Annotated in this window: 8 protein-coding genes; 3 read left to right on the top strand and 5 right to left on the bottom strand. The window is 65.0% G+C overall.

The window, feature by feature from the left end; all coding sequences use genetic code 11:
• Window positions 1-147: 147 nt before the first annotated feature.
• The 4 genes from QZ281_RS06270 to QZ281_RS06255 form a co-directional block, all read right to left on the bottom strand.
• Window positions 148-345: a helix-turn-helix transcriptional regulator gene (locus tag QZ281_RS06270; RefSeq protein WP_292226028.1), complete on the bottom strand. Its 198-nt coding sequence runs from the start codon at window positions 343-345 to the stop codon at window positions 148-150.
• Window positions 342-785: a hypothetical protein gene (locus tag QZ281_RS06265; RefSeq protein WP_292226026.1), complete on the bottom strand. Its 444-nt coding sequence runs from the start codon at window positions 783-785 to the stop codon at window positions 342-344. The genes QZ281_RS06270 and QZ281_RS06265 overlap by 4 nt, the downstream gene beginning before the upstream one ends.
• A 102-nt stretch (window positions 786-887) precedes the next feature.
• Window positions 888-1,112, bottom strand: a complete 225-nt coding sequence (locus tag QZ281_RS06260) for a helix-turn-helix transcriptional regulator (RefSeq protein WP_292226023.1) — start codon at window positions 1,110-1,112, stop codon at window positions 888-890.
• Window positions 1,113-1,122: 10 nt separating this feature from the next.
• Window positions 1,123-1,647, bottom strand: a complete 525-nt coding sequence (locus tag QZ281_RS06255; protein WP_292226020.1) for a DUF2975 domain-containing protein — start codon at window positions 1,645-1,647, stop codon at window positions 1,123-1,125.
• 243 nt (window positions 1,648-1,890) lie between these two features.
• Here QZ281_RS06255 and QZ281_RS06250 point away from each other — a divergent pair, with 243 nt between their 5' ends.
• Window positions 1,891-3,171, top strand: coding sequence for a hypothetical protein (locus tag QZ281_RS06250; RefSeq protein WP_292226017.1), 1,281 nt, complete (start codon window positions 1,891-1,893; stop codon window positions 3,169-3,171).
• A 47-nt stretch (window positions 3,172-3,218) separates the two neighbouring features.
• On the opposite strand, the gene QZ281_RS06245 is transcribed toward QZ281_RS06250, so the two are convergent.
• The gene (locus tag QZ281_RS06245) at window positions 3,219-4,634 is read right to left on the bottom strand and encodes a protein adenylyltransferase SelO (protein ID WP_292226015.1); all 1,416 of its coding nucleotides are present in this window, start codon (window positions 4,632-4,634) and stop codon (window positions 3,219-3,221) included.
• A gap of 251 nt (window positions 4,635-4,885) precedes the next feature.
• Between QZ281_RS06245 and nhaA the strand changes: the two genes are divergently transcribed.
• Entirely contained in the window at window positions 4,886-6,085 is a 1,200-nt protein-coding gene (gene nhaA / locus QZ281_RS06240; protein WP_292226013.1) for a Na+/H+ antiporter NhaA, read from the top strand.
• A gap of 276 nt (window positions 6,086-6,361) precedes the next feature.
• The gene (locus tag QZ281_RS06235; protein WP_292226011.1) at window positions 6,362-9,001 is read left to right on the top strand and encodes a TonB-dependent receptor; all 2,640 of its coding nucleotides are present in this window, start codon (window positions 6,362-6,364) and stop codon (window positions 8,999-9,001) included.
• The last annotated feature ends 9 nt before the right edge of the window (window positions 9,002-9,010 follow it).

The following is a 9,010-nucleotide window of genomic DNA, read 5'->3' as shown; positions in this document are numbered from 1 at the left end:
CTCCATGGCCCCAACCCGAAATCCCCCCTGCGACCGACGAGTGCACAGACACAGGAAGGCGAGGCGGCGCGCCCCAGAGCGATCTGGAGGTTCATGATCTTGTCCTTTGATGTTCAGGGAATGTGGGCGGCGGCAAAGGCCGCCGGGTCAGATGGCGAAGAGGTCTTCGACCGGATGGTTCAGGGCGCGGGCCAGGCGCACCGCCAGAGGCAGCGACGGCGTATAGAGGCCGGATTCAAGGGCGTGCAGCGTCAGGCGTGAGACGCCGATCTGACCGGCCAACTGGGCGACCGACAGGCTCTGGCGGTTGCGCAGATCGCGCACCCGGTTGTTCAGGGGGCTCATGCCCGCACCCGGTGGATCAGCCAGGCGACACCGTATCCGACGGCCTGACCTGCCAGCAGGCACAGGAAGCCGAACAGGGCCCAGACGGCGGGGCGGTCGGCCAGCGGCTGGGGGGCGATGGGCAGGCCCGCCGCCAGCCCGATCAGCAGACCGGCGGCGCCCAGCAGGATTCCGAAGTTCCCGCCGTGCCACCAGGCCTTGCGGTGGATCTGGCGCTGGTCTTCGTTCAGGTCACGCCACCAGACGGTCGAGTGCCAGAGGATGACCAGGATCAGGCAGGCGCCGACCAGCACAGGGCCCAGAGGCGGCGGTGCGCCCAGCGCCTTGGGCCAGAAGGGCGTGGCGGCGCTGACGGTGGCGCCGAGCACGATGACGGCGGCCAGGCTGGGTGTGACATGGTCACGGGCCGGCACGTCCTTGGTGATGTTCTGTTCGTTCATGACAAGCTCCCCTGTCGTTGTGACAAGGAAGCTTTACGTTCTGATGCTTGATTGGGTCAAGCGTCTTTTACGCAAGGACAAAGAAACTTTCCAAATGCCCGGTCAGTCTCCATCCGCGGGCTGCGGCTCCGGCGTCTGGGCGATCAGGTCGCCTGGGGTGCATTCCAGTTCGCGGCACAGGGCGTCCAGCGTCGAGAACCGCACGGCCCGCGCCTTGCCGGTCTTCAGGATCGACAGGTTGGCCAGGGTCACGCCCACGCGGTCGGACAGTTCGGTCAGGGACATGCGGCGCTCCAGCAGCAGCCGGTCCAGTTGAATGACGATCATGGCGCGCCCCTCAGACCGTGGTCATCTGTTCGTCGCGCATGGCCGATCCCTGCCGGAACACTTCGGCGAGGATGAAGACCACCAGAATGCCCAGCCACGACCCCAGGCTCAGATTATAGTCGATGGAGGACTCGCCGATGGACAGGGGCGCGACGGTGGCCAGCAGCAGGGCGCCCGCCTGAATCCCCAGCAGGCTGAACCCGACCGCCTGCAGCCGCCCGACATTGGCCGGTTCAAACGCATCGCCCTGGTTCACTGACAACAGGATGCGGCGCAGGCGATTGATGATCCACCAGGTCAGGCCGGTCGAGATGGCGGCGCCCAGCAGGGTCAGGTGGCCCGTGACCGTGATCGCCCCGGCCTGGACGCGGTTCTCATTCAGCGCATCCAGAACCTTGGCCCCGAACTCGGGAATGAACAGCGACAGCGCCGCAACGACCACGATCCCGATCGTCGCCAGCATCACGAACACATTCAGAAGCCCCAACACCCAGCGCAGGGCGCTGGCGGCGGAGCGTTTGCCGATAAGCTTCATTGGGTGACCCTCAGTGGCGCCGCCCCTGCGGCGTCTTCCCGACTATCGATACGGATTTATCGATAAGCAATCAATATCATTATCGATAAACGAGATGAAGCTTTCGTAAGGTTTCGCATCTGGTGCGCCGGGCGCCGGGTCGTCTCCGCCCAGGAAGCCCGGATGGCCAACATGGACGCATGTTCACTGGGCGGCCCGCTCTCGCCTCGCTAAACGGCGGATGAATGTGAGGGGATATCGAGAGTGAAGATTCGGAAACTGGCTTGCGCCATGGGGATGGCGAGTGCGGTCGTGTTCGCGAGCGGGGCCTATGCGCAAACGCCCCCGCCCGCTGATTTTACGCAACAGATCAGCCAGGCCAGCCTGCCCCTGGGCGTCGATCCCAACGGCTTTTCAGGCGCAGGCGCTGCGGTGCTGGGTCAGGCGGTTGCGGACAGCCAGTATGTGCTGATCGGCGAAAGCCATATGAGCCGGGAGATCCCCGCCTTCACGACCCAGGTCTGTCGCCTGATGGCGCCCTCTGGTCTGACGGCCATGGCTATCGAGACGGGGCCGGAAGCAGCGCGCGCCGTGGGGTCTGTCATGCGATCCGCTGACCGTGAGGCGCGGATCGCCGACCTCATGCGCCAGCACCCCGACGCCCTGGCTTTCTTCAACGGGCGTGACGAAGGTCAGATGGCCGCCGACTGCGCCGCCGCTGCCGGGGCGAACTTTGAACTCTGGGGGCTGGACCAGGAGTTCCTTGGGGCAGGCGGCTACCTGCTGGCTGAGATGTTGAAATCCAATCCCGGCCCTGTCGCCCGCGCCGCCATAGAGGCGATGGCGGCACAGGCGCAGGAGGCGACGGCTGCCGCCCTTGAGTCCGGTTCGCCCGGGGATCTGTTCCTGTTTGCCGTGACGCAGGACACGCTGGATCAGGCCGGTGTCGCCATCGCGCGTGATGGGGGCGAGCGCGCTCAGTATCTTTTTGGTCTGCTGACCGAGAGCCACGCGATCTATCACGCGTCGCAATCCCGTGCAGGCGATCCCAATGGCCGCCGGGCGCGCCTGATGAAGCGCACTCTGGCTGCTCACCTCACGGAAAACCCGAAGGCGCGGGTTCTGATGAAATTCGGGGCCTGGCACATCTACAAAAGCCTGAATCCGCTGAACCAGCGTGATATTGGCGCCTATGTCGCCGAACGCGCGGATGGCGAGGGCGTCAACGCCCTGCACATCATTGTCCTGGGGGCCAAGGGAACGGCGGGCAGCTATGCGGGCGTGGGCCGCGCGGTCACTGTGCAGCCGTTCGACATCACCGAGGATGAGGACGAGGGCTGGGGTAAGGACGTCCTGCTCATGCGGCCCGCCGATTACGCGCCGGGCGACTGGACCCTGATCGATCTGCGCAAGCTTCGTGCAGGCGGCGTGGCGTCTGCGCCGACGGAGTGGCGGAACCTTGCGCTTGGTTATGACATCGCGATCCTGGCCCCGAGGCTTTCTGCGACGACCGTGCTGGGCGTCATTGATGAACCCAAGCCCTGATTTGAAGGTGCTGACCGGCTCTTTAGTTCAGAGTCAGCGGAGGGGATTCAGACGCTGAATCCCCAGGCCGCGCGGGCGGCGTCCAGACGGGCCAGTTTGGCGTTCAGGGGCGACCAGTCGTCGTCTGTGGCGATGGCGGCCCAGAGGCTTTCGACCTCGTCGATCAGCATCTCCTCGGGTTCACGGGCGGCGAACATGGGGTGTTCCAGTCGCTCGATCCGGTCGGGCTCGTGCTCCATCAGGGCGAAGCGGAAGGCGTCGAAGGCCTCGCCCTGATAGAGTTTTCCGCGCGGCCCCGACAGGGCGCGGGCCGAGGAGGCGAAGCCGCCGAACCAGTCGAAGAACAGCGCCTCCCACCGCATCGCCTCGCCGTTTTCACGCAGCAGCGCCAGGGTCGCATCCAGCAGACGCTGGTCGGCGGCTTCACCCAGGCTGTGCACGCCCAGACGCATCAGGAAGGCCGCGCGCAGTTCGCGGATATAGGCAGGGCCGAAACTGTTCAGCGCCTCGGTCAGACCCTCGGGGCCGTCGACGACCGGCTTCAGCGCCCCCGCCAGCTGGGTCAGGTTCCAGAACACCGCCTCGGGCTGGCGCGCGAAGGCATACAGGCCGGTCTGGTCGAAATAGGCGGCGGTGAAGGCCGGGTCATAGTGGGGCAGGAACCGCCACGGCCCGTAGTCGAAGCTCTCGCCCGTGACGTTCAGATTGTCGGTGTTCAGCACCCCGTGGACGAAGCCCGCGGCGATCCAGCGGGCCGTCAGCCTGGCCGAGGCCTCGACCACGGCGCGCAGCAGGCCGGGCGCATCACCGGGCGCGACCTGCGGATGATACAGGCTGCGGACATGCTCCAGCAGGGCCTCGGTCTGGTCGGTGCGGCCCAGATAGGCGGCGCGCTGGAAGGTTCCGAACCGCACATGGGAGTGCGACAGGCGCACCAGAACGGCGGATCGGGTGGGCGAGGGTTCATCCCCACGCTCCAGCGCCTCGCCCGTCTCGATCAGTGAAAAGGCGCGGCTGGTCGGCACGCCCAGAGCCTCCAGCATCGACGCCGCCAGAATCTCGCGCATTCCCCCCTTCAGCGTCAGCCGTCCATCGCCGTTGCGCGACCACGGCGTCTGGCCCGACCCCTTCGTGCCCAGATCAAGCAGGCGGCCATTGGCGTCGCGCATCTGCGCCGCCAGGAAGCCGCGTCCGTCGCCCAGATCGGGATTGTACTGGCGGAACTGATGGCCGTGATAGCGCATGGCGACCGGACCGGGCTGGCCGGGCAGGGGCTGGAACCGGCCGAAGGCGGGGATCCATTCGGCGTCCGTCAGTCCCTCCAGCCCGACCTCGGCGGCAGCCCGGTCATTGCGAAAGCGCAGGATCGTCTGGGGGAAGTCGGCGGCCTGAACCCCGTCCGAATAGTCGGGGCCGAGGTCGATGAAGCGGGGTTCGGGGCGATAGGCGGGGGAGACGGGCATGGAGGGCTAGGTGCGTGTCCGACGGGTGAAGCGCAACTGCTTCCTTTGCTTGGTTCGTCATTCCGCTGTGCGATGCAGGGATCGCGAACGAAGGGGCGGTTGGCCTCGCGCCCAGCTTCGCCTATAATCGGCGACAGACATCAGGCCGCTGTGCGCGGTCAGGCTGGCGTCGCCTGCGGGCGGTGAATCCGGTCCGACGCCCGTCGATAACCTGGCGTCACGACGTTTCTTCCTTTCGTTTGGAGGCCGCCGTGGCGCGCAAACTGACTCTCGATTTCCTCAAGACCGAGGCTGCCTCCGGCGCCGCCTTGGCGTTGGCTGCTGTGGCGGCCCTGATGGTGGCCAACTCGCCCTGGTCAGCGGACTATTTCGCCTGGCTGAAGTCCTATCACATCGTCCAGATCGGCCCGATCCGGCTGGAGGAGACGATCTCCAACTGGATCAAGGAAGGGCTGATGGCGGTCTTCTTCCTCGTGGTGGGGCTGGAGATCAAATACGAGATCGCGCGCGGCGAGCTTAGCGATCCCCGCAAGCTGGCGACGCCGGTTCTGGCGGCGCTGGGCGGCATGGCGGGACCGGCGGCGGTCTATCTGCTGCTGTCGGGTGTTATTGGCGCACCGCATCAGGGCTGGCCTATTCCGCTGGCGACCGATATCGCCTTTGCTCTGGCCATCTTCGGCTTCGTGGGACGTGGTCTGCCGTCTTCGCTGCGGGTGTTCCTGCTGACCCTGGCCATTGTCGATGATCTGGGGGCCATCGCCCTGATCGCCGTCCTGTTCAGCGAAGGGGCGAACTGGACGCCGCTGCTGTGGGCCCTGGGTCTTCTGGTCGTGGGCGGCGTCATCGCCCATCGCATCCGCATCCCCACGCCCTTCTGGGCGCTGGGCTTTGCGGCGGTCTGGTATCTGACGGTCCTTTCAGGGCTCAGCACTTCCCTGACGGCTGTGGCCTTTGCGATGATCGTGCCGATCAGCCCGCGTCTGGAAGACGGCCAAAGCCCGCTGAAAGAGGCGATCCACGACCTGCATCCTTGGAACGCCTTCCTGGTCCTGCCCCTGTTCGCCTTCGCCAAGGCGGGGGTTTCGTTCGCTGGGCTTTCGCTGGAGCAGGCCTTGGCGCCCCTGGTCATCGCCATTGCTCTGGGCCTGTTTTTCGGCAAGCAGATCGGGGTGTTCGGTGCAGCCTGGATCGCCTCGGCGCTGAAGATCGGCGCGCGGCCCACGGACGCCAGCTGGCTGCAGGTTTACGGCGTCTCCCTGCTGTGCGGCGTCGGTTTCACCATGAGCCTGTTCATCGGGGTTCTGGCCTTCCCCGGCGCCGTGGATTCTCCCGAACAGGTCGAGGTCAAGCTGGGCGTGATCGGCGGCTCCATCTTGTCGGCGGTTGCGGCGGCGGTGGTTCTGGGGCTGGCGGGGCGCGCTAGACGCCCCGACGTTGTCGAGCGGCCTTGATTGTGCAGCGCAACCTGAGCGGCCTTGTGCGTTGCAAAATTACGGAATTTTCACGCAAATACTGACCTTGCGGAAGCATTTTATGTCGCTTCCGTGTCACAGCAGACCGCAACTGCGGCGAAAAATCGACGCAGGGAACAACGCTCGCTTGTGAGCCGGCCCGAACCACGCTTAGCCTCAGTCTTACTGAACTCGTCTCCACGCAGAGCCGGGTCGATTGGGAACAGGGAATGCTGCGGTCGTTGTTGCGGCCGGGCTCCAGCCGGGAGGTCGCTTATGCGCCAAATTCAACATCTCAAGACCACCGTATCCGCTGTCGTGATCGGCGCCGCCGCCTTTGGCTTCGCGGGCGTCGCCTCGGCCCAGCAATCGGCGCCGACGAGCGTCGATGACATCATCGTCACCGCCCAGAAGCGCGAGCAGAGCCTGCAGGACGTGCCGATCGTGGTCACGACCCTGTCGCAGGAACTGCTGACCGGCGCGGGCGTGCAGGACATCAAGGACCTGCAGATCCTGACCCCCGGCATGACGGTCACCTCGACCCAGTCGGAAGCCTCGACCACTGTCCGTATCCGCGGCGCCGGCACCGTCGGCGACAACCCCGGCCTGGAAAGCTCGGTCGGCGTGGTGATTGACGGCGTCTATCGCTCGCGCAACGCCGTCGGCTTCGGCGACCTGGGCGAACTGAGCCGCATCGAAGTGCTGAAGGGGCCGCAGGGCACCCTGTTCGGCAAGAACACCTCGGCCGGGGTCATCAACATCATCACCGAGCGCCCCTCGTTCACCCCCTCGATCGAGGGTGAACTGACCGGCGGCAACTATGGCGCCATCGGCGGTTCGGTTTCGGCCACCGGCCCCCTGACCGACAAGATCGCCGGTCGCATCTTCGTCGCCCACCGCGAGCGTGACGGCTTCTATGAGGTCAACGACGGCAAGGGCCCCAACACCCGCACCGACGACGGCACCCAGAACTACTGGACCAGCCGCGGCCAGCTGCTGATCCTGCCGAACGACGACGTCTCGATCCGCCTGATCGCCGACTACAGCAAGCGCGACGAATATTGCTGCGCCGCTGTCCAGACCCGCGTTGGTCCGACCCAGCAGTTCATCGCCGCCCTGACGGGCGCCAAGGGCCCGGGCCAGACGCCCTATGTCGCTGGCGTCAACAAAGCGCCCTTCTCGCGACTGGCCTACGCCAACCGCGAAACTCCGCAACAGATGGAGGACATGGGTCTGTCGGCGGAAGCCACCATCGACTTCCCCAGCATCAACGCCACCCTGACGTCGCAGACCTCGTGGCGCGACTGGTCGTTCCAGCAGGGCATGGACCTGGACTACACCGGCGCAGACATCCTGCACCGGGATAATGACGGTTCGAACGGCTACGGCGTGCGCAACCTGACTCAGGAACTGCGTCTGGCCGGAACGACGGATCGCTTCGACTGGTTGGTCGGTCTGTTCGCCACCAAGGAAGACATCTACCGCGATGACAGCTACGTCTATGGCGCGGATTATAACGGTTTTGTCTCCCTGCTGCTGACGGCTTCCGTCCCGCCTACTCTCGGTGGGCCGGGTGTTAACCGCGTGGGCTGTTTTACCGATCCGAAGGGCTTTTTGGTAAGCTTGACGCCTTCGCCGCCTTCTCCGTTACCAGTGGGCACCCCACTGTGTGCGGCAGGTTTGGCTGCGCCAAGCGCGACGGCGCCGACGTTTGGCACGGGCAAGGCCTATCAGGACCATTATTCGCAGTCGTCGCAGTCGGTGGCTCTGTTCACCAACAACACCTGGCGAGTGACTGATGCTTTCGAATTGAATCTGGGCCTGCGTTACACCTATGACAGCAAGCGTTTGTTGGGGGTCCAGCAGAATTTGGGAAACAATGGGGCAGCTTGCCTAGGGGCATTGGCTAACCAGAATCCCGCCAATCGTGATCCGGGCAAGGTGGCGACACCTGCCGCCGCACTGGGGCTGCTGTGCCTGCCCTGGTCGAACCCGCTGTATAACAACCGTGCGATCTCCGAGAAGTTCGATGACACGGACCTCAGCGGCACGATCAAGGCCTCGTATCGCTTCAACAAGTCGATTATGGCCTATGCCTCGTATGCGCGAGGCTATAAGGGCGCGGGCTACAACATGGACCGCGTGCAGACGGGCGTGACGCCTGATCCGTCGCTGCTGTTCAAGGCCGAGACGGTCGACAGCTACGAAGCCGGTCTGAAGACGACCCTGTTCAACCGCACCATGCTGCTGAACATTTCGTACTTCGATCAGAAGTTCGAGAACTTCCAGCTCAACACCTTCCTGGGCACCGCCTTCGTGGTGGAATCCATCCCCGAGTTGCGCTCCAAGGGCGTCGACGCCGACATGGTCTGGTTCACGCCGATCGAAGGCCTGATGTTCCAGGGTGGCGTGACCTACACCGACGCCAAGTATGGCCACTTCACCGCGGCCGACATGTCCAGCCCGGGCCGCTTCCCGCAGCTGTCGTTGCTGCCGGGCGCGCGCGCTTCCTTCGCTCCGGAATGGTCGCTGACCGGCGCCCTGGCGTTTGACCGTTCGCTGGGCGGCGGACTGCGCGGCGGCTTCAACCTGTCGGCTAAATACTCGACCGAATACAACACGGGTTCCGACCTGCTGCCTTACAAGCATCAGGACGCCTTCACTGTGGTCAATGGCCGGGTGTCGATCGGTGCGGAAGATGAGCGTTGGACGGTCGACGTCTGGGCTCAGAACCTGTTCGAAGAGAAGTACACCCAGGTCGGCTTCGCTGCGCCCCTGCAGGGCACGGCCTTCACGAATACGGCAACGCCGCAGCCGAACGGCACCTACTACAACCAGGCCACCGATACGGCGACCTATAACGCCTACCTCGGCGCACCGCGCACCTGGGGCGTGACGCTGCGGGTCAAATACTGATCCATCAGC

Origin of the sequence: Brevundimonas sp., assembly GCF_018608325.1 — a bacterium.
GTDB lineage: Bacteria > Pseudomonadota > Alphaproteobacteria > Caulobacterales > Caulobacteraceae > Brevundimonas.
The sequence above is the reverse complement of the archived record's forward strand: the minus strand, read 5'-3'. Positions and strand labels throughout refer to the sequence as shown.